The sequence below is a fragment of the Microbacterium sp. KNMS genome, assembly GCF_053851835.1.
This window is the reverse complement of record NZ_JBSQBP010000029.1, coordinates 1-19720: the sequence shown is the minus strand read 5'-3', so window position 1 is coordinate 19720 and position 19720 is coordinate 1. Positions and strand designations below refer to the sequence as shown.

General features: G+C 70.4%; 21 protein-coding genes. 3 read left to right on the top strand and 18 right to left on the bottom strand.

All coding sequences use genetic code 11. The features are described 5' to 3' along the window. Positions 1-22: 22 nt before the first annotated feature. From rpsQ to ACWXWW_RS15550, 18 genes are all read right to left on the bottom strand, one after another. Positions 23-307 carry a 30S ribosomal protein S17 gene (gene rpsQ / locus ACWXWW_RS15635; RefSeq protein WP_271172379.1) on the bottom strand — a complete coding sequence of 95 codons (285 nt, stop codon included), beginning with the start codon at positions 305-307 and terminating at the stop codon, positions 23-25. Beyond that, complete coding sequence (gene rpmC / locus ACWXWW_RS15630; RefSeq protein WP_271172380.1) at positions 307-621, bottom strand: 50S ribosomal protein L29; 315 nt, start codon at positions 619-621, stop codon at positions 307-309. The genes rpsQ and rpmC overlap by 1 nt, the downstream gene beginning before the upstream one ends. Next, positions 621-1040: a 50S ribosomal protein L16 gene (gene rplP / locus ACWXWW_RS15625; RefSeq protein WP_271172381.1), complete on the bottom strand. Its 420-nt coding sequence runs from the start codon at positions 1038-1040 to the stop codon at positions 621-623. Before rplP ends, rpmC begins: the two co-directional genes overlap by 1 nt. Continuing rightward, positions 1040-1801, bottom strand: a complete 762-nt coding sequence (gene rpsC, locus ACWXWW_RS15620) for a 30S ribosomal protein S3 (RefSeq protein WP_271172382.1) — start codon at positions 1799-1801, stop codon at positions 1040-1042. Before rpsC ends, rplP begins: the two co-directional genes overlap by 1 nt. Then, the gene (gene rplV, locus ACWXWW_RS15615) at positions 1801-2196 is read right to left on the bottom strand and encodes a 50S ribosomal protein L22 (protein WP_271172383.1); all 396 of its coding nucleotides are present in this window, start codon (positions 2194-2196) and stop codon (positions 1801-1803) included. Before rplV ends, rpsC begins: the two co-directional genes overlap by 1 nt. A gap of 21 nt (positions 2197-2217) precedes the next feature. Beyond that, positions 2218-2499, bottom strand: a complete 282-nt coding sequence (gene rpsS, locus ACWXWW_RS15610) for a 30S ribosomal protein S19 (protein WP_147911206.1) — start codon at positions 2497-2499, stop codon at positions 2218-2220. A gap of 11 nt (positions 2500-2510) precedes the next feature. Further along, positions 2511-3350 (bottom strand): 50S ribosomal protein L2, encoded by an 840-nt coding sequence (gene rplB, locus ACWXWW_RS15605; protein WP_271172384.1) that lies wholly within the window; start codon positions 3348-3350, stop codon positions 2511-2513. Between the two features lie 24 nt (positions 3351-3374). Beyond that, the gene (gene rplW / locus ACWXWW_RS15600) at positions 3375-3674 is read right to left on the bottom strand and encodes a 50S ribosomal protein L23 (protein WP_455970759.1); all 300 of its coding nucleotides are present in this window, start codon (positions 3672-3674) and stop codon (positions 3375-3377) included. Continuing rightward, on the bottom strand, positions 3671-4330 hold the full coding sequence (rplD, locus tag ACWXWW_RS15595; protein WP_271172386.1) for a 50S ribosomal protein L4: 660 nt from the start codon (positions 4328-4330) through the stop codon (positions 3671-3673). The genes rplW and rplD overlap by 4 nt, the downstream gene beginning before the upstream one ends. Before the next feature lie 5 nt (positions 4331-4335). Beyond that, the gene (gene rplC, locus ACWXWW_RS15590) at positions 4336-4995 is read right to left on the bottom strand and encodes a 50S ribosomal protein L3 (RefSeq protein WP_271172387.1); all 660 of its coding nucleotides are present in this window, start codon (positions 4993-4995) and stop codon (positions 4336-4338) included. Between the two features lie 8 nt (positions 4996-5003). Continuing rightward, complete coding sequence (gene rpsJ / locus ACWXWW_RS15585; RefSeq protein WP_098409068.1) at positions 5004-5312, bottom strand: 30S ribosomal protein S10; 309 nt, start codon at positions 5310-5312, stop codon at positions 5004-5006. A 1091-nt stretch (positions 5313-6403) separates the two neighbouring features. Next, entirely contained in the window at positions 6404-7351 is a 948-nt protein-coding gene (locus ACWXWW_RS15580; protein WP_421074720.1) for an aggregation-promoting factor C-terminal-like domain-containing protein, read from the bottom strand. Positions 7352-7378: 27 nt separating this feature from the next. Then, positions 7379-8224, bottom strand: coding sequence for an aggregation-promoting factor C-terminal-like domain-containing protein (locus tag ACWXWW_RS15575; protein ID WP_455970757.1), 846 nt, complete (start codon positions 8222-8224; stop codon positions 7379-7381). Positions 8225-8539: 315 nt separating this feature from the next. Then, the gene (locus ACWXWW_RS15570) at positions 8540-9457 is read right to left on the bottom strand and encodes a dihydrodipicolinate synthase family protein (RefSeq protein ID WP_455970756.1); all 918 of its coding nucleotides are present in this window, start codon (positions 9455-9457) and stop codon (positions 8540-8542) included. A 101-nt stretch (positions 9458-9558) separates the two neighbouring features. Beyond that, positions 9559-9777, bottom strand: coding sequence for a hypothetical protein (locus tag ACWXWW_RS15565; RefSeq protein WP_271172391.1), 219 nt, complete (start codon positions 9775-9777; stop codon positions 9559-9561). A gap of 196 nt (positions 9778-9973) precedes the next feature. Continuing rightward, positions 9974-11563, bottom strand: coding sequence for a sugar transferase (locus tag ACWXWW_RS15560; protein ID WP_309299959.1), 1590 nt, complete (start codon positions 11561-11563; stop codon positions 9974-9976). Between the two features lie 112 nt (positions 11564-11675). Beyond that, entirely contained in the window at positions 11676-13760 is a 2085-nt protein-coding gene (locus ACWXWW_RS15555; RefSeq protein WP_455970754.1) for a DUF4012 domain-containing protein, read from the bottom strand. 89 nt (positions 13761-13849) lie between these two features. Next, positions 13850-16045 carry a carbohydrate binding domain-containing protein gene (locus tag ACWXWW_RS15550; protein ID WP_455970752.1) on the bottom strand — a complete coding sequence of 732 codons (2196 nt, stop codon included), beginning with the start codon at positions 16043-16045 and terminating at the stop codon, positions 13850-13852. Between the two features lie 127 nt (positions 16046-16172). On the opposite strand from ACWXWW_RS15550, the gene ACWXWW_RS15545 reads away from it, so the two are divergent. From ACWXWW_RS15545 to ACWXWW_RS15535, 3 genes are all read left to right on the top strand, one after another. Beyond that, positions 16173-17132 carry a glycosyltransferase family 2 protein gene (locus tag ACWXWW_RS15545; RefSeq protein ID WP_455970750.1) on the top strand — a complete coding sequence of 320 codons (960 nt, stop codon included), beginning with the start codon at positions 16173-16175 and terminating at the stop codon, positions 17130-17132. A 184-nt stretch (positions 17133-17316) separates the two neighbouring features. Next, positions 17317-18522, top strand: a complete 1206-nt coding sequence (locus tag ACWXWW_RS15540; protein ID WP_455970748.1) for a polysaccharide biosynthesis protein — start codon at positions 17317-17319, stop codon at positions 18520-18522. Next, positions 18522-19532 (top strand): glycosyltransferase family 2 protein, encoded by a 1011-nt coding sequence (locus tag ACWXWW_RS15535; protein ID WP_455970777.1) that lies wholly within the window; start codon positions 18522-18524, stop codon positions 19530-19532. The genes ACWXWW_RS15540 and ACWXWW_RS15535 overlap by 1 nt, the downstream gene beginning before the upstream one ends. The last annotated feature ends 188 nt before the right edge of the window (positions 19533-19720 follow it).

Here is a 19720-nt window from a genome sequence, read left to right as displayed (position 1 = left end):
TTCCAAGCGAGCCCCGGAGGGCTTACTTGGCCTTCTCGAGGATCTCGACCAGGCGCCAGCGCTTGGTGGCGCTCAGCGGGCGGGTCTCGTTGATGACCACGAGGTCGCCGATGCCGGCGGTGTTCTGCTCGTCGTGCGCCTTGAGCTTCTTCGTGCGACGGATGACCTTGCCGTAGAGGGGGTGCTTCACCCGGTCCTCGACCTCGACGACGATCGTCTTGTCCATCTTGTCGCTCACGACGTAGCCGCGGACGGACTTGCGGTAGCCGCGCTCGGCGGTCTCCTCGGTCTTGTTCTCGGTGGCCATCACTCAGCCTCTCCCTCGGCGGCAGCCGGCGTCTCCGCCTTGTCCGCCTTCTTCGCCTTGGTCTTCTTGGCCTTCGTCTCGACCGGAGCCGGCGTCGCCCGGATCCCGAGCTCGCGCTCGCGGATCACGGTGTAGAGACGCGCGATGTCGCGCTTGACCGCACGGATGCGGCCGTGGCTCTCCAGCTGGCCGGTGGCCGACTGGAAGCGCAGGTTGAACAGCTCTTCCTTGGCCTTGCGCAGCTCCTCGACGAGGCGCTGGTCTTCGAACGTGTCGAGCTCCTTGGGGGCGAGCTCCTTGGTGCCGATCGCCATTACGCGTCGCCCTCCTCGCGCTTGATGATGCGTGCCTTGAGAGGCAGCTTGTGGATTGCTCGGGTCAGTGCCTCACGGGCGAGCTGCTCGTTGACACCGGCGACCTCGAAGAGGACGCGACCCGGCTTGACGTTTGCGACCCACCACTCGGGCGAGCCCTTACCGGAGCCCATTCGGGTCTCGGCGGGCTTCTTCGTGAGCGGACGGTCGGGGTAGATGTTGATCCACACCTTTCCGCCACGCTTGATGTGACGCGTCATGGCGATACGAGCTGCCTCGATCTGACGGTTCGTCACGTACGCGGGCGTGAGCGCCTGGATGCCGAAGTCGCCGAAGCTGACCTTCGTGCCACCCGTGGCCTGGCCGTCGCGCTTGGGGTGGTGCTGCTTGCGGTACTTGACCTTGCGGGGGATGAGCATTACGCCGACGCTCCTTCCGCGACCGGCGCTGCCTCGGCGTCGTTGCGACGCGGGCCACGACGGCCGCCACGGTCGCGCTGCGAGGAGGGCTTACGCGAAGCCTCTTCACGCGCGAGTTCCTTGTTGGTGAGGTCGCCCTTGTAGATCCAGACCTTCACGCCGATGCGGCCGAAGGTGGTCTTCGCCTCGTAGAAGCCGTAGTCGATGTTCGCGCGGAGCGTGTGCAGCGGCACACGGCCCTCGCGGTAGAACTCCGAGCGGCTCATCTCGGCGCCGCCGAGACGGCCCGAGACCTGGATCCGGACGCCCTTGGCGCCGGCGCGCTGCGCACCCTGCAGGCCCTTGCGCATCGCGCGGCGGAAGGCCACGCGGGCGCTGAGCTGCTCGGCGACACCCTGCGCGACGAGCTGAGCGTCGGCCTCGGGGTTCTTCACCTCGAGGATGTTCAGCTGGATCTGCTTGCCCGTGAGCTTCTCGAGCTCACCGCGGATGCGCTCGGCCTCCGCACCGCGGCGGCCGATGACGATGCCCGGACGCGCGGTGTGGATGTCGACGCGCACGCGGTCGCGGGTGCGCTCGATCTCGATGTTGCTCACGCCGGCGCGGTCGAGCGACGTGGTGAGCAGCTGACGGATCTTGATGTCCTCGGCCACGTAGTCGGCGTACCGCTGACCCGGCTTGGTCGAGTCAGAGAACCAGCGCGAGACGTGGTCCGTGGTGATGCCGAGGCGGAAGCCGTACGGGTTTACCTTCTGTCCCATTACTTGCTCGCCTTCTTGTTGCCCGCAGCGGCCGCCTCGGCGACCTCCGGGGTCGAGAGCACGACCGTGATGTGGCTCGTGCGCTTCTTGATCTGGAACGCGCGGCCCTGTGCACGGGGCTGGAAGCGCTTGAGCGTCGTCCCCTCGTCCACGAAGGCGTTCTTCACGTACAGGTCCTGCTCGTTGAGGTACTCACCGGCGTTGCCGGCCTTGACCTGTGCGTTGGCGATCGCCGACTCGACGAGCTTGTAGATGGGCTCCGAGGCGGACTGCTGCGCGAACTTGAGGATCGCGAGAGCCTCCTGGGCCTGCTTGCCCTTGATGAGGGCCACGACACGACGAGCCTTCTGAGGGGTCACGCGGATGTGTCGCACACGTGCGATGGACTCCACCATTTCTCTCTCCTCTCGGTCGCCTTAGCGGCGACGGCCCTTCTTGTCGTCCTTCACGTGACCGCGGAAGGTGCGGGTGGGCGCGAACTCGCCCAGCTTGTGGCCGACCATGGTCTCGGTCACGAACACGGGGATGTGCTTGCGACCGTCGTGCACGGCGATGGTGTGTCCCAGCATGGCGGGGATGATCATCGAACGGCGCGACCAGGTCTTGATGACGTTCTTGGTACCCGCCTCGTTCTGCGAGACAACCTTGCGAAGCAGGTGCTCGTCGACGAAGGGGCCCTTCTTCAGACTGCGTGGCATCTTCTTGACTCCTACTTGCGCTTCTTGCCGGCGTTACGACGACGAACGATGAGCTTGTCGCTTTCCTTGTTCGCGTGACGGGTGCGGCCCTCAGGCTGACCCCACGGCGTGACGGGGTTGCGACCACCGGAGGTCTTGCCCTCACCACCACCGTGCGGGTGGTCGACCGGGTTCATCGCGACACCGCGGACGGTCGGGCGGACGCCCTTCCAGCGCTTGCGGCCGGCCTTGCCCCAGTTGATGTTGGACTGCTCGGCGTTGCCGACCTCGCCGATGGTGGCGCGGCAGCGTGCGTCGACGTTGCGGACCTCGCCCGAGGGCAGACGGAGCTGCGCGTAGGGGCCGTCCTTGGCGACGAGGCGCACCGAGGCGCCCGCCGAACGGGCCAGCTTCGCGCCGCCGCCGGGGCGGAGCTCGATCGCGTGGATGACCGTACCGGTGGGGATGTTGCGCAGCGGCAGGTTGTTGCCGGGCTTGATGTCGGCGCCGGAGCCCGACTCGACGATGTCGCCCTGACGGAGCTTCTCGGGCGCGAGGATGTAGCGCTTCTCGCCGTCGAAGTAGTGCAGGAGCGCGATGCGCGCGGTGCGGTTGGGGTCGTACTCGATGTGAGCGACCTTCGCGTTGATCCCGTCCTTGTCGTTGCGACGGAAGTCGATCACACGGTACTGGCGCTTGTGGCCACCGCCGATGTGACGCGTCGTGATGCGGCCCTGGTTGTTGCGGCCACCCGTCTTGGCGAGCGGGCGGAGCAGCGACTTCTCGGGCGTCGAGCGCGTGATCTCTGCGAAGTCAGCCACCGACGAGCCGCGGCGACCCGGGGTCGTGGGCTTGTAGTTGCGAATAGCCATTTCTCTCTATTCCTCCTGGCCGTCTCAGGCGACAGCCGTGAAGATGTCGATGGTGCCCGACTTGAGGGTCACGATGGCGCGCTTGGTGTCCTTGCGCTTGCCCGTGCCGAAGCGGGTGCGGCGTGCCTTGCCGACGCGGTTGATCGTGTTCACCGAGGCGACCTTCACGTCGAAGATCTTCTCGATCGCGAGCTTGATCTCCGACTTGTTCGAGCGGGGGTCCACGATGAACGTGTACTTGCCGTCGTCGATCAGGCCGTAGCTCTTCTCCGAGACGACCGGCGCGATGATGACGTCGCGCGGGTCCTTGTTGAGAGCGGTCATGCCGAGACCTCCTGGGTGGCGCCGGTCTTCTGCGCGATGAACGCGTCGATCGCGGCCTTCGTGAACACGACGTCGTCGGAGGTGACCACGTCGTAGGCGTTGAGCTGGTCAGCGGCCAGGACGTGGACGTTGCGCAGGTTGCGCACGCTCAGCCAGCCGAAGTCGTCCGTGCGGTCGAGCACGACGAGGACCTTCTTCGACGAGGTGACCTGCGCGATGAACTGCGCAGCGGCCTTCGTCGAGGGCTTCTCGGTGCCGAACGCGTCGACGACGTGCAGGCGTCCGCCGCGGAAGCGGTCGCTGAGCACGCCCGCGAGGGCGGCGGCGATCATCTTCTTGGGGGTGCGCTGCGAGTAGTCGCGCGGCTTCGGACCGTGGACGATGCCACCGCCGGTCATGTGCGGCGCACGGATCGAGCCCTGGCGGGCGTTGCCCGTGCCCTTCTGCTTGAAGGGCTTGCGGCCGGCGCCCGAGACCTCACCGCGACGCTTGGTCGAGTGGGTGCCCTGGCGAGCCGCCGCGAGCTGCGCGACGACGACCTGGTGGATCAGCGGGATGTTCGTCTTGACGTCGAACACCGAAGCGGGAAGCTCGACCGTGCCGGTCTTCTTGCCGTCGGTGCCGAGGACGTCGAGAGCGAGAGTCGAGTCAGCCATGTGCCTCAGGCTCCCTTCACAGCGTTGCGGACGAAGACGATCCGGCCGCGCGCACCGGGGACGGCGCCCTTGACGAGCAGCAGACCCTTCTCGGCGTCGACGGCGTGAACCGTGAGGTTGAGGACGGTCACGCGCTCGCCGCCCATGCGGCCGGCCATGCGCATGCCCTTGAAGACGCGGCTCGGGGTCGACGACGCGCCGATCGAACCGGGCTTGCGGTGGTTGCGGTGCGCACCGTGCGAAGCCGAGACGCCCTTGAAGTTGTGGCGCTTCATGACACCCGCGGTGCCCTTGCCCTTGCTGGTGCCGACGACGTCGACCAGCTGGCCGGCCTCGAACACGCCGTCCACCGTGAGCTCCTGGCCCAGGGTGTAGTCGGCGGCGTCCGCGGTGCGGATCTCGGTGAGGTGACGACGGGGCGTCACGCCGGCGGCCTCGAAGTGGGCCGTGAGGGGCTTGTTCACCTTGCGGGGGTCGACCTGCCCGTAGCCGATCTGGACGGCGTTGTAGCCATCCTTCTCGACCGAGCGGATCTGCGTGACCACGTTCGGAGCGAGCTCGATCACCGTGACGGGGATGAGCTTGCCGTTCTCGTTCCAGACCTGGGTCATGCCGAGCTTGGTGCCGAGCAGACCCTTCGAAACCTTGTTGTTGATGTCAGCCATGTCGAACCTCAGAGCTTGATCTCGATGTTGACGTCAGCAGGGAGGTCCAGACGCATGAGCGAGTCGACCGCCTTGGGGGTCGGGTCGACGATGTCGATGAGGCGCTTGTGGGTGCGCATCTCGAAGTGCTCGCGGCTGTCCTTGTACTTGTGAGGCGATCGGATGACGCACACGACGTTCTTCTCCGTCGGGAGCGGCACCGGGCCGACGACCTGAGCGCCGGCACGGGTCACCGTGTCGACGATCTTGCGCGCCGACGTGTCGATGACCTCGTGGTCATACGACTTCAGGCGAATGCGGATCTTCTGTCCCGCCATTGTCTGTCTCTCTTTCCGCGTCGTACCTCTCGGGCATTGGACGCACTGCGGCGCTGGCGCGCCTTCGGCACATCGAGGCCGCCCGAGGACGGCGCATGCTGCACCACTGTTCTGCTGTCAATCGGCCGTCCGGAGACGACCGCAGCCGCACTTCTCCCCGGGAGGGGAGGTGGGGTTGTGTGTGTTCTGCTGCCCGCGGCCTAGGTCTCTGCGCTCGAGGCGCCGCCTATGCACTGCCCTGGCAGTGATCCGGCTGGCGCGCCGAAGCGCACGCCGGAATGTGGAACCTGTCTATTCTGCCATCCCCGACGCTGTCGTCGCAACCCGGGCGTGTCGCGCCTCGGGCCGTTGTGCCGCAAGGGATCCCGGGCGGGCGTTCAGGTTCATCGCGCACCCCTCCGGCGGGCCTGCGTCTTCGGGCTGCCGGGGCGGTCGCGCCCTCTCCTGCATGTCTCACTTTCGGCGGCCATCCGGTCGCCATTCCGGCGACGAGTGAGACACGGACGAGTGGGTCGCCGACGTGGTGCGTGGCATTTCTCGGTTTCGGCGGCCATCCGGTCACCATTCCGGCGACGAGTGAGACACGGACGGATGGGTCGCCGACGTGGTGCGGGGGATGTCTCACTTTCGGCGGCCATCCGGTCACCATTCCAGCGACGAGTGAGACACGGACGGATGGATGTCTCACGCACTGCGGGGCATGTCTCGCTTCCGGCGGCCATGCGGTCGCCATTCCGGCGACGAGTGAGACACGGACGGATGGATGTCTCACCCGCAGCGGCTATGGGCCTTCGATTCCCACGCCAGGTGAGACACGGGCAAGGTGGTGGACCCGTGCTCCGATGCCGTAGGCCGATCCGCCTCGAGGATGCTCATCCCCTTGCCGCGATTCGCGACGAACCGGCGTCCGTTCGACGCATTCCGGGGCAAGGCTCGTCGAGCCTTGCCCCGGAACGCGTCGGGTCCAGACCGGATGGCCGCGAAACGCGGCGACGGCCCCGATGCAGCGACGGCCCCGGCTCACCGAAGCGCGGCTGCTCCAAGCGCCCACCCGAGCCCCGCCCCCGCCCGCCGAGCGAGCCTTGCGCCGCTCAGTACCAGCCGACGGACTGGGAGTGACCCCACGCGCCGCACGGGGTGCCGTAGGTGCCCGCGATGTAGCTCAGACCCCACGCGATCTGGGTGGCCGGGTTCGTCGCCCAGTCCGCGCCGAACGACGCCATCTTGTCGCCGGGGAGCGCCTGCGGGATGCCGTAGGCGCCGCTCGACGGGTTCTGGGCGGTCGACGACCATCCCGACTCCTTGTCCCAGAGGGACACGAGGCACGCGAACTCGCCGTCGCCCCAGCCGTACTGGTCGGCCGCCATCTGCCGTGCGATCTCCTGCGCGCTGCCCGACGGCACCGCCGGCGCCTGGGGCGCGGGCTGAGGCGCGGGGGCAGCCTGCTCCTGCTGGGCCTGCTCCTCCGCCGCCTGCTGCTCCGCCGCGGCCTGCTCCTCCGCGGCGCGCTGCTCCGCCGCGGCCTGCTCTGCGGCCGCCTTCTCGGCGGCTGCCTTCTCCGCGGCGGCCTTCTCGGCCGCGGCCTTCTCCTCGGCGGCCTTGCGCTCGGCGTCGGCCTTCTCGGCGGCAGCGGTCTCGGCGACGACCTCGTCGGTCTCCGCCTCGGCGTCCTCGGCCGCGGCGAGCACCGTCACGACGGGGAGCTTGTCGGAGGCGTCGAGCGTCGCGACGTACTTCTCGAGCTGCGCCGTGTCGACCGAGGGGTGCGCCTCGTCGATCGCCTGCTGCGCGGCGTCGAGGGCCTCGGTCGCCGTCCGCGCCGCGGTGTCGACGGTCGCAGCGGCCGTGACCTCCTGCGCCGTGCGCGGCACGGGCGTCAGCTCGACGGCGGCCGCGGCGACGCTCCCGCCCGCGGCGGAGAGGCACAGCGCGAGAGCCGACCCGATCGCCCAGCGGCGACGGCGACGGCGCTCCTTCTCCTGACGGAGGAGCACGAGGTGGTTCGGGCGGGGGAAGGGGGTGAGAAGCTGCTCGGCCATGCGGTGTCCTGATCTCGTGTTCGTGGCTCAGTACCAGTCGGTGGCCTGGGAGTGCCCCCAGGCGCTGCAGGGGGTGCCGTACGCGGCGGCGATGTACTCGAGGCCCCAGGCGATCTGCGTCGACGCGTTGGTCTGCCAGTCGGCGCCGGCCGTCGCCATCTTGTCGCCGGGGAGCGACTGCGGGATGCCGTAGGCGCCGCTCGAGGGGTTGGTCGCGGTGTACGACCATCCCGACTCCTTGTTCCAGAGCGAGACGAGGCACGAGAACTCGCCGTCGCCCCAGCCGTACTGCTCGGCGGCCATGGTGCGGGCGGTGGTCTGCGCGCCCTCGACCGTGTTGGCGGCTGCCGCGGCCTCAGCGGCGGCAGCGGCCTCCGCCGCCTCGGCAGCCGCCTTCTCCTCGGCGGCCTTCTTCGCGGCCTCCGCGTCGGCGGCCTCGGCGGCAGCGGTCTCGTCGACGACGCGCTCGGTCTCGGCAGCGGCGTCCGCGATGGCGGCCTCGACGGTGACGACGGGGAGCTTGTCGTACGCGCGGAGGGTGTCGACCTGCTCGACGAGCGCGGCCGTGTCGACCGACGGATGCGCGTCGGCGATGGCCGTCTCGGCCTCCTCGATCGCCGACGTCGCGGCCTCGACCGTCTCGGGCTGCACGAGAGCGACGGTCACCTCGGCGGCCGTGCGGGCGCCGGTCTGGAGCTCGGCGGCCGCTGCCGCGACGCTTCCGCTCGCGGCGGTCACGCAGAGGGCGAGCGTCGCGCCGATCGCCCAGCGGCGGCGCGTGCGTCGCTCCTTCTCCTTGCGGAGCAGCGAGAGGTGGTTCGGTCGGGGGAACGGGGCGAGCAGGGGCTCACCCGCTTCGAGATCGCGGGGCATTCAACGTCCTGTGTCGTGGGGGCCGGCGGTGCGCCGGGGCGGGCGCCGGTCTCGCCGGTGAGGGTGCCGGTGTCGGGTGCACCGGTGCGGCCGCCGTTCGGGCGTCGGCCACAGGACGAAGACCCTGACCCGCGAGTCTGGGCGGTCTCTGGGTATGCCCTCCGAGGCGCATGGATGGCCCCGCGCACGTCGATCACGGAATGTAACGGATCGATAACGAGAGATCCGCATGCTGACGCGGATCGCGGAGGGGCGCGTCACACCGCCCGAAGCGGAACCTCCGAAATGCCTGGCAATCCCCCGAAGCGGGCGCGATCAGCGCGTGAGCGCCACTCCCTCGGCGCCGAGGACGGCGCGGATGTCGTCGATCTCGGCGGCGTCGAGCGCGCCGAGGGGGGCGGATGTCGCGGGCGTCGCGATCACGCCGCGCAGCCACAGCGCGGCCTTGAATGCCCCGAGCGCTGCGGCCGTGTAGCCGAGCCGCGCACGGTCGCCGACCTCGGTGATGCGGAAGAGCCGGATGAGCCGCTCCTGCTCGCGCCGTGCGGTCGCGATGTCGCCCGCGGCGACGGCCCGCTCGATGGCGACGTAGCCGGCGGGATCGACGTTGCCGAGGCCGGGGACGATGCCGGCCGCGCCGAGCTCGAGGGCCAGGTCGGCGAACAGCTCGGAGCCGGTGAAGACGGCGACGTCGGTTCCCGCGACGGCGTCGAGCGCTCGCCGGAAGCCCGCGATGTCGCCGCTGGAGTCCTTGAAGCCCGCGATGACGCCATCCCGAGCGAGCTCGCCGAGGACGGATGCCGGAAGCGGCACGTGCGTCGCAGACGGGATGTCGTATGCCACCACGGGGATCGACACGGCCTCGGCCAGCAGCCGGTAGTGGCGGGAGATCTCATCGGCGTGCGGCGCGACGTAGAAAGGGGGCGTGGCGACCACGGCGTCGACGCCCGCAGCCTCCGCCCGCTGCGCGTGCCGCACGACTCGCGCCGTGCCGGTGTCGATGACGCCCGCGAGCACGGGGACGCGCCGGGCCGCCGCCTCGACCGCGACCTCCGCCGCCCGCACGCGCGTCTCGTCGTCGAGCAGGGCGATCTCCCCCGTCGACCCGCCGACGAAGACGCCGCCCGCGCCCGCCGCGATCTGGTCCTCGACGACCCGGACGAGGCTCGCCTCGTCGAGAGCCCGCTCATCCGTGAGGGGCGTGACGACAGGAGGGATGACTCCGCGCAGCATGTGCGGCACCCTACCGAACGCGCGTGGCGAGCGGGTGAACCGCCCTGGACGCAGACGAGGGCCCCGCCGTCCGGCGGGGCCCTCGTGCGCTCACGGCTGCGTCAGCGGTCGTTGCCGATCGCGCCGTCGATGTTGTCGCGGACCTCGTCGATCTTGCCGTCGACCGAGTCCGGGAGGATCTTCTTCGCGAAGTCGGCGACGCCGCCGAGCACGTTGTCGCTCACCTGCTCTGCCTGGTCGCTGTGAAGCGCCTCGTCGACCTTGTCCTTGTTCTGCTCGTAGAGATCCTTGCCCTTGTTCACGAGGTCATCCAGACCCATGTCACCCTCCTCGGCGTTGGACGCCCGCAGGTCCGGGCGCTTCGCGATCAGTCTGGCATCCGGGGAGCGCAACCGGCTAGACATCCGGGTGAATTCGTGCATGGGGTGCCCGGGGCGCGACCGGACCGGCCGCGACGCGCGGCGCGTCAGGAGGCCGCGACGCGCGGCGCGTCAGGAGGCCGCGATGCGCGGCGCGTCAGGACGCGGTGTCACCGGGGAAGAGCGCGGCCTTGCCGGTCTTCAGGAGGATCACGATGTCGCCCATGACGCTCCAGTTCTCCACGTAGGAGAGGTCGAGGCGCACGCTGTCGTCCCACGAGAGCGTGGAGCGCCCGGAGACCTGCCACAGGCCCGTGATGCCGGGCTTGACGAGGAAGCGGCGGTGCACATGGTCGGCGTACTGGTCGACCTCGCGCTGGATGGGCGGGCGTGGCCCGACGAGCGACATGGATCCGCCGAGCACGTTGAACAGCTGCGGCAGCTCGTCGAGGCTGAACTTGCGCATGACCCGGCCGACCTTCGTCACGCGCGGGTCGTCCTTCATCTTGAACTGCACCTCGTTGCCGAGGTCCTGCTGCTCGATGAGGTCGTCGAGGAGGTGCTCCGCGCCCACGACCATGGAGCGGAACTTGAGCATCTGGAACTCGCGCCCGTGGCGCCCGATGCGGGTCTGCTTGTAGATGACGGGGCCGGGCGAGGAGACCTTCACGATGGCCGCGAGCACGAGGAGCACGGGGCTCAGCAGCGTGACGATGAAGAGCGAGCCGAAGAGGTCCATCATGCGCTTGACGAAGCGCTGGCCCGGCGAGAAGCGCGGGGTCTCCACGTGCATGAGCGGGAGGCCCGACACGGGGCGCATGTGGATGCGCGGACCCGCGATGTCGGTGATGCTCGGCGCGAGCACGAGGTGCTGGCGACCGGCCTCGAGCGCCCAGGAGACCTGCTTGACCCGCTGCGGCCCGAGTTCGTCGGTGCTCGTGATGACGACGGTGTCGGCGCCCGTCACCTCGATCGCGCGCTCGACCGAGTTGACGCTTCCCATGACGGGGATGTCGGTGTCGGTGAGCTGCCCCGCGATGCGCCCGGTCGGGATGCACGCGCCCACGATCCGGTAGCCGGCGCCCTTCGCGCGCTTGAGCTCGCGCGCCGTGTGCGCGACCGAGCGCTCGGAGCCCACGAGGAGGACGCGCGCCGAGTACTCCCCCTTCGCGCGCTGCCGCGCGAGCCAGCGTCGCCAGATCCAGCGCTCGATGAAGAGCGCGGCGACCCCGGACGGGAGGGCGATGAGCAGGTACCCGCGGGCGATCTCGACCTTGAGGAGAAAGGCCGCGATGGCGATGACGCCGAAGAGCATGAAGCTCGCGTCGAAGATGCGCTTGTACTCGGCCGTCCCGACGCCGATCACGCGATCGGAGCGCGTGTCGTTGAGGGCGAGCACCATCATCCAGAGCAGCACGACGACGACCGAGAGCATCGTGTACGACGTGAGCCCCGGCAATGCCGGGATCGGCATCTCGATGAGCTTGTGCATGCCGAGCCAGCTGAACTGCGTGCCGAACACGACGAGCGTGAGGACGATGAAGTCGGTCAGGCGCAGGTAGCGCGCGTAGCGCTTGCGCCAGTTGAACTTCGGCGGCGCCGACGCGGCGACGACCGGGATCTTGCCGCTCGCGGTGCGCACGAGGGCGGGGAAGGCTGCGCTCGTCGTGAGAGCAGAGGCGGTCGTCGCGGCGGCGGACTCGGCGTCCGCGGCGCGCTGCCCGCTTCGTGTGATCTCCGTGGTCACGCGTGTTCCCCCGTGTCCTGATCGAAAGATGGACTGAGGCAGTGTACCGCGCAGGTTATTCCCAGACACGCCGAGGCGCGCGCGAAACGGCTCGGACGGGCGCTTCTGCCCATCAGCCGCATGCGGTCAGCGCACCCGTCGTCGCCTGCACCATCGGGGTCGAGCGCAGCGCGAGCGGGCCGAACTCGCCCTCGCCCGAGAACGTCGCCGTCACCGTCGCGAGCTCGCTCGGGTCGAGCACGGTCGTGAACCACGCGACCGGGCGGCCGAGGTCGACGACGTCGTCGCGCCGGAGCGTGACCTCCTCGCCCTCCACCGCGACCGACTCGACGGTCGTGCCGGGAGGGCCGTACACGTAGACCTGCGTGTGGAAGCGCGTCCCGTCGGTCTGGCTCTTCACATACTGCGGAAGCGCATCCGCCGTCGCCTGGTCGATGTCGAGGTGCAGCGTCGTCCGGACCTCGAAGGTCGACGCGTCGGCCTGGCAGGTCTGGGTGACGTCGATGTTCGACTTCATGTAGTAGTCGATCTTCGACGCCGACTCGTCGCGGAAGAACACGCCGAGGGTCGTCTGGTCGTCGTTGTCCTTCGGCAGGATGCCCGCGACCTTCTCGTCGGCGATCTGCTTCTGGACATCCTCGTTCTGGCTGTGGAAGAGGATGTTGCCGCCCTCGATCCCGTGGCGGATGGCCCACAGCATCGACTGGATGTCGAAGTCGCCGGCCGACACCTTCGTGAAGACCTGCTCGGCGACGCTCGCGAAGAACTCGTCGGCGGCGGCCGGATCGGTGACGCTGTCGAAGCGGCTGTAGACGTCGCTCAGCAGCAGCTGCGCGGCGTTCTGGCTCGTCATGACGTCGCCGGTCGTCAGCTGGATGGGCCCGGTCGCCTCGAGGATGTAGCCGAGCGCGATCGGGTCGATCGACGCGACCCCGTCGATGCGGTCGTCGGAGATGTCGCGCTGCCAGAACTTCGTGACGATCTCGGCCATCGTCGGGAAGTCCGGACGGCTCGGCGACGTGTTGACGTGGTGGATGAGGTACTCGTTGTAGAGGTCGAGCGCGCTCTGGTCGACGTCGACGTCGACCGGCACGAACTCGGTGAAGTCGGCGCTCGAGGCCTGGTTCACGATCTGCAGGTTGCCCGCATCGGCGCTCATGAGGGTCTGCGACGCCGCGGACCCGCCGAGGCCGACCGACTCCGCGTTGTTCTGGAACACGAGCAGGTAGTTGCGCGCGCCGTTCGCGCCGAGCAGCTCGGGGCCGTACTCGAACGCGGGCGCGGCGACCGACATCACGGAGTCGACGAGGTTCACACCGGTCTGCACGGGAGGGATGAGCGTCCCCGCGTCCTTGACGTCGGCGATGCCCTCCGCGATGCGCACGACGTCGTCGGTCGAGTCCTGGAGGAGCGGCAGCACGCGCGCGATGATCGACTCGCCGCTGTCGGATGACATGGCCTCGAGCGCGGGCTGGCCGATCCGGTTGCTGACGACGTCGAGCGCCTCGGCCGCGAGGCGCACGCCGCGGAGGTTGTCGCCGGCCCACGGGATGAACTCGGCGAGGCGCCACACCGGGTCGACCGAGACGCTCGCGGCGTTGGCGGCGTGCTCGCCGAGGATGGGCACCGACACCTCGAGGGTTCCGCCGTCCTGCACGTGGTTCACGACGCGCTGGGCGGCCTCGAGCTCGCTCTTGACGATGAGCACGCGCGCGCCCAGCCACAGGCCCGCGACCACGAGGACCGCGATGCCGATGAGCACGCCGATGCGGATGCGGCGGCGACGCGAGCCGTCGCCCTTCTCCTTCGCGCCCTTCCCGGGCGGCGGGGCGGATGGCGGTGCCGCGCTCTCGCCCCGGGGCGCGTCGAGGAGCTGGGTCGGCGCGTCGAAGCGCTGCGTCGGCGTCGCGTCAGCGGCCCCGCCGACCGCGCCCATGCGGGTCGTCGGCGTCTCCCCCGCGTCGCGCGGGGTGTGCAGCACCTGTGTCGCGGGCGCCGCGTCGGCGCCGCTCGGCGCCTGCGCGGAAGCCGGCGCATCCTGCCGCTCGAGGTCGAACACGTCGATGCGGCCGGTCGCGGCCGCATCGATCCCGGTGGCGTAGAACCCGGGCTCCTGCGGTGCCTCAGCCTGGCGTGCGAGCCGTCGGGCGCGTCGACTCAGGGGCTTGTCGCGCGCGTCGTCCTGCGAGTGGGGCATTCTCCAACCCTACGAAACCTTCTGCAAGATTCCCTCGTTGTCGCGTGCGCGACATGGCCGGGGCGCGCGGCCCCGGCCATCCGCTCGTCTCAGTCCTCGGGGCGCGCGGGCGTCTCCGTGGGGTCGGGCGTCGCGGTCGGCGACGCCGTCGGAGTCGGCGTGGGCTCGTCGGCGGGCGAGAAGTCGCCGGCCAGGAAGACGGCGCTGCCCGTCAGCGGCACGGTCACGGTGCCGTTCTCGGGCTCGAGGGTCGTCACAGCGCCCGACATGTCGGTCATCGTGATGGGGCCCGACGCCTCGTACTCGGCGCTGGCCTGGCCGTTGAGTGTCCAGGCGACGCGGACGCCGTGGGACTCCTCGCCGAAGAGGTACGAGTGGTTGCCCGACCCGATGTCGTCGCGCGCGGTCGCCTCGCGCCCGCCCAGCTGGTCGATGAAGAGCGCCTGGGCGAAGGCGGCGGGCTTCGGAGCCGCGGTCGCGACGCTCGCGGCCTCCTGGTAGAACATGCCGAAGTTGCCCTCGTGGTTGTTGCCGTCGGTGCTGTCGTCGATGAGGTCGTACCAGTAGTACTTCTCGACGCCGTTCGCGAGGCTCACGGCCTCGGCCGCGACGAGGTTCTGCGCCTGCGCCTCGAGCGAGCGCGCCTGGCCGAGCTCGTTGCCCGTCGTCCATCCGAACTCGGTGAGCCAGATCGGCAGCTCGCCGCCCGCGCCCGCCTGCATGTTCTCGCGCGCGTCGGCGAACGCGCCGGTCAGGTTCTCGGGCTGCTGGTAGTACGACGGGTTGTACGGGTGGAAGCTCATCGCGTCGGCGTGCGCGAGGGTGTCGGTCTCGGCCCACAGGCGCCGGAACCACTCGGCGTCGTAGTTGGCCGTCGATCCCGCGATGACGGGGATCGAGTCGTCGACCTTCGCCTGCACCGACTGGACGAGCGGGAAGTAGCAGGTCGGCGCGGTGCCGCAGCCGCCCGTGTTGAAGCGCTCGTGGTTGAACTCGTTGAACACCTCGAGGCCGACGACGTCGAACCGCTGCGCGATCGCCGCGGCGTAGTTGCCGTACGCCTCGACCGCGCCGGGCGACGACGGCGGGTTGCCGCCGTCGTAGAGCGGGTTGCCGTAGTTGACGATGCCGAGCAGGCCGATGCCGTGCGCGTGCATCTTGTCGAACTCGGAGGTGTAGTGGCCGCTGAACTCGTAGACGCCGGGCGTGCGCTCGTTCTGCTCCCACAGCACGTCGTTGCGCGCCGAGCCGAAGCCGACCGACTGCAGCACGTCTGCCGCGTCGACGTACCACGACTGGTCGACGTGGGTGATCGCGCCGATGCGCTCGTCGGGCGCGATGCGGGCGCCCTCGAAGTCGACGACGGCGACCGGGGTCGCGACGCTCTGCCCCGAGGCGTCGGTGACCGAGACGCGGTAGTAGCCCTGCGTGACGCCCTCGAGCGGGATGGCGGAGACGCCGTCGCGCAGCGGGGCGGTCCCCTCGGCCGCGACCGAGCCGTCGGCGCGGGTGACCTGCCAGCGCGCGTCGCCCGCGCCCATCTTCACGCCGAGCGCCGCGCTCTTCTCGCGGAGGATCAGGGCGTTGTTGAGGATGCCCCAGTCGGAGGTGACCTCCTCGAACGACGGGTTCGGCACGACGTTCTCGCCGCCCTGGGGCGTCAGCGAGAGGTCGTCGATGCCGAGACCCGACACGGGCCCCTCGATCTGGATCGCGATGGTCGTCTCGCCGGCGCCCTCGGGCGCGGTGTACTCGCCCTCGACCTCGGTCCACGACGCGTCGATCTCGCCGAGCTCGATGCGCGTCTCGCCGATGAGGATGGCCGCGGAGACGGGCGCCGGGAGGGTCGCCATCTGGCGCACCTGCGCCGAGAAGTCGTAGGTGGTTCCCGCCTGGACCGCGACCGTCGCGGTGAGGGCGGCGACCGGCGCGTCGACGACGGGGGCGTCGATGTACGCGGAGGTCTCGCCGCTCGCGGCATCGCCCGCCTGCGGCCACACGTCGGCGATCTGCGCGGAGCCTGCGCCCTGCCATCCGTTGAGCGCGCCCTCGACGGGAACCGAGACCGGCAGCTCGACGGGCTCCGGCGTGGGGGTCGGCGTCGGGGTGGGGGTCGGCGTCTTCGTCGCCGTCGGCGTCGCGGTCGGCGTCTCCGACGCGACCGGCGCGGGCTGCTGCGTGAGGTTGAGCGCGAGCGCCGTGCCTCCGCCCAGCACGGCGACCGCGCCGACGGCGCTCGCCGCGATGATGGCGATCTTCTTCTTGTCTCTCTGGCGAGCGAACATCGGCTGGTCCTTCCCCCGAGGGCTGGTCGACTGCGTCAATCCTGTCACCCGCGCGGCTCCTCCCCCTGCGCATTGCCCGGGGATGCCGCCTCCCGGCGCCGGCCATCCGCCTCCGTAGGATTGACGCATGCCGCACGACACCCCGCTCATCGACGTCGTCGTGCCCGTGTACGGCGGCTGGGATCACGTCGAGCCGTGTCTGCGCGCGCTCGAGGAGCAGACGGTCGCGGCGAACGTCATCGTCGTCGACGACCGCTCGCCCGACGACACCGCCGACCGGATCGCCCGCGCGTTCCCGGGCGTGACGCTCCTGCGCAACGGCCGCAACCGCGGATTCGCGCACACCTGCAACCGCGGCATGGCGCACGGCGAGGCGCCGTACGTGCTCCTCGTGAACAGCGACGTCATCGCCGAGCCGACGCTCGTCGAGCACGTGCTGTCGGCCTTCGAGGCCGCGCCGCCGACGGTCGGCAGCGTGGCTCCCCTGCTCCTGCGCCCGGATGGCCGCGTGGACTCCCTGGGGATCACGGCCGACGCGACGGCTGCGGGCTTCGTCCGCTATCACGGCGCGACGGTCGACCGCGCGTCGGCGACGCGGCCCGCGCTGCTCGGACCGTATGGCGCCGCCGCGGCATATCGTCGCCGCGCGCTCGGCGAGGTCGGCCTGCTCGACGAGGGCATCTTCATGTACGGCGAGGAGCTCGACCTCGCGTTCCGACTGCGGGCCGCGGGATGGGACGCGATCGGCCTCGAGACGCCGGGCGGCATGCACATCGGCGGCGCGTCGGCTGGCGAGGGCTCGCCCAAGCAGCGGTACCTCGCGGGCTTCGGGCGCGGGTACCTCCTGCGCGCGTGGGGCATCCTCCGGACGCGTCGAGCGGCGCGCGCGCTCGCGACCGAGGCGATCGTGTGCCTGCGCCGGATCGTGCTGTACCGCGACGTGAAGTCGCTCACCGGGCGGATCGCCGGATGGCGCGCGGCGGCGCGCGAGGTGCGGCCGCAGTTCCCGCTCGCGGCGGCGGATGCCTCGATCGACATGCCCCGGTCGCTCCGGATGCGCTCGGCGTCGTTCTGGGAGAAGCTGTGACGGGCTCTGCCGCCCCGGACGTTGAGCGAGGAGCGCCAGCGACCTCCCCGGACGTTGAGCGAGGAGCGCCAGCCACCTCCCCGGACGTTGAGCGAGGAGCGCCAGCGACCTCCCCGGACGTTGAGCGAGGAGCGCCAGCGACGAGACGAAACGCCGCAACCCGACCTCGCCGCCGGGACGCCTGATGGCCCTCGCACGACGGCTCCTGAGCTTCTCGACGATCCCGGCGGCGTCGGCGCTCATCCCGTTCCTCGTCCTGCCGGTCCTCGCGTACAACGCGGGAGCGGGCCCGTGGGTCGCGGTCGCCGTCGGCCAGTCCGTCGGCGGGTTCTTCGCCCTCGCCGTGAGCCTCGGCCTCAATGTCGTCGGTCCCACGCTCGTGAGCCTCGCGCCCGAAGCTGAGTGCCCCGAGCTCTTCGCGACCGGGACGCGCGCGCGCCTCGCGGTCGCCCTCCCCGGAGCGCTCGTCGCGGCGGTCATCGCGGCGGTGCTCGCGCCCGGTGCGGACGCCCCGATCGCGGCGACCATGGCGGTCGCGATCACGCTCGGCGGGCTGTCGTCGGCGTGGTTCCTCATCGGGCTCGGGCGCCCGCTGCCGCTCATCCTGTTCGAGCTGCTCCCGCGGGCCGCCGCCACCGCACTGGGCGGCGCGATCATCCTCGTCGGCGGCCCTGTGCTCTGGTACCCGGCGCTCCTGCTGCTCGCGATCGCGGGAGGCATCGCCGCATATGCCGCGACCGTGATGAAGCCCGCCGCCCTCGTGCGCGGCGACTGGCGGGGATCGCTCGCCTTCGCCCGTCGACACCTCGCGGCGGCGGCGACGGAGACCGTGAGCGGCGCGTACACGACGCTCGCCGTGTCGCTCGTCACGGCCGGGACGACGACCGCGCAGGCCGCCGCCTACGTCTCCGGCGACAAGCTGTTCCGGATGGGCCAGACGGTCGTGGGCGCGCAGGGCAATGCCCTGCAGGGCTGGGTCGTCGAGGAGGATCGCGCGCACTTCGGCGCCCGCGCTCGCAAGGCACTGCTCCTGCACGCGGTGCTCGGAGTGCTCGGGTGCGCGGCCTTCGCGCTCATCGGGCCGTGGCTGACCGGCATCCTCTTCCGCGGGAAGGAGATGGACGCGGCCACCGCCATCCTCTTCGGCGTCGCGATCCTCTGCATCTCGCTCACGACATCCCTCGGACGGCATGTGCTCGTGCCGCTCGGGCGCACCCGCGCGATCTTCGTGAGCGTCGTGGCCGGTGCGGTCGTCGGCGTGCCGCTGACGCTCGCGCTGTCGGCGCTGTGGGGGTCGGTCGGCGGCGCGACGGGCCTCGCCTCCGCCGAGGTCGTCGTGCTCCTCGTGCAGGTCGGATACGTGCTCGCAGCGCGGAAGGCGAGGGTGTGATGCGGGTTCTCGTGATCGTCCTGAACTGGAACGGCATCGACGACACCGAGGAGTGCCTCGACGCCCTCGCGGCACAGACGCATCCGGCGGACGTGCTCGTCGTCGACAACGGCTCCTCCCCCGACGACGTGCGGCGTCTTCGCGCGCGTGCCGCGAGCGGGGCCATCCGCCTCCGGCTGGAGCCCGAGAACCTGGGGTTCGCGGGCGGCGTGAACGTCGGCATCCGCCTCTCTCAGCACGACGGCTACGACGCGGTCGCGCTGCTGAACAACGACGCGCTCCCCGAGCCCGGCTGGCTCGCCGCGCTCGTCGCGGCGCTTGAGGCCGACGCCGACGCGGCGATCGCGACCGGCCTGCTCGTCCGGCGCTCCGACGACCCCGCGATCGCGGGCACGATCGACACGGCCGGCGACGGCTTGAGCGTCTGGGGCATGCCGTTCCCCCGCGGGCGATCGGATGGCCGCGCGGACGCCCCCGAGAAGGGGCGCGTGTTCTCGGCGAGCGGCGGTGCGTCGCTCTATCGCACGGCGCTCTTCGATGAGATCGGACTGTTCGACGAGACGTTCTTCGCGTACTTCGAGGACATCGACATCGGGTTCCGCGCACGGCTCGCGGGCCACGAGATCGTGTACGAGCCGGCGGCTGTCGCCCATCATCGGATCGGCGCGACGAGCGGACGCATCCCCGGCTTCACCGTCCGGCAGACGTTCAAGAACCTCCCCGTGCTCCTCGTGAAGGACGTGCCCCGCGGCCTCCGTCACGTCATCTGGCCGAGGTTCGCTCTGCTCTTCGCGATGATGCTCGGCAAGACCTTCGCGACCGGCTCGGGAGCGCATGCCCTGCGCGGAATCGGCGGGGCCATCCGACTGCTGCCGCACGCGCTGCGGGAGCGCCGCCGGATCCAGCGCGCCCGCACCGCGACCGCGGCGGACATCGACGCGCTCCTGCTGCACGACCTCCCTCCGGAGCAGCATGGGATGCGGAAGCTGCTGCGGCTCTTCCGGCGCTGAGGCCGGGGGCGCTCATCGGCGTCACCGGATTCGGAGCCGTGGGGCAGAAGTGCGCGTGTCGCACGACACCGGGCCACACCAGCCTCATCGATCCGAATCCGGTGACGGCAGCGGCGTCACCGGATTCGGAGCCGTGGGGCAGAAGTGCGCGTGTCGCACGACACCGGGCCACACCAGCCTCATCGATC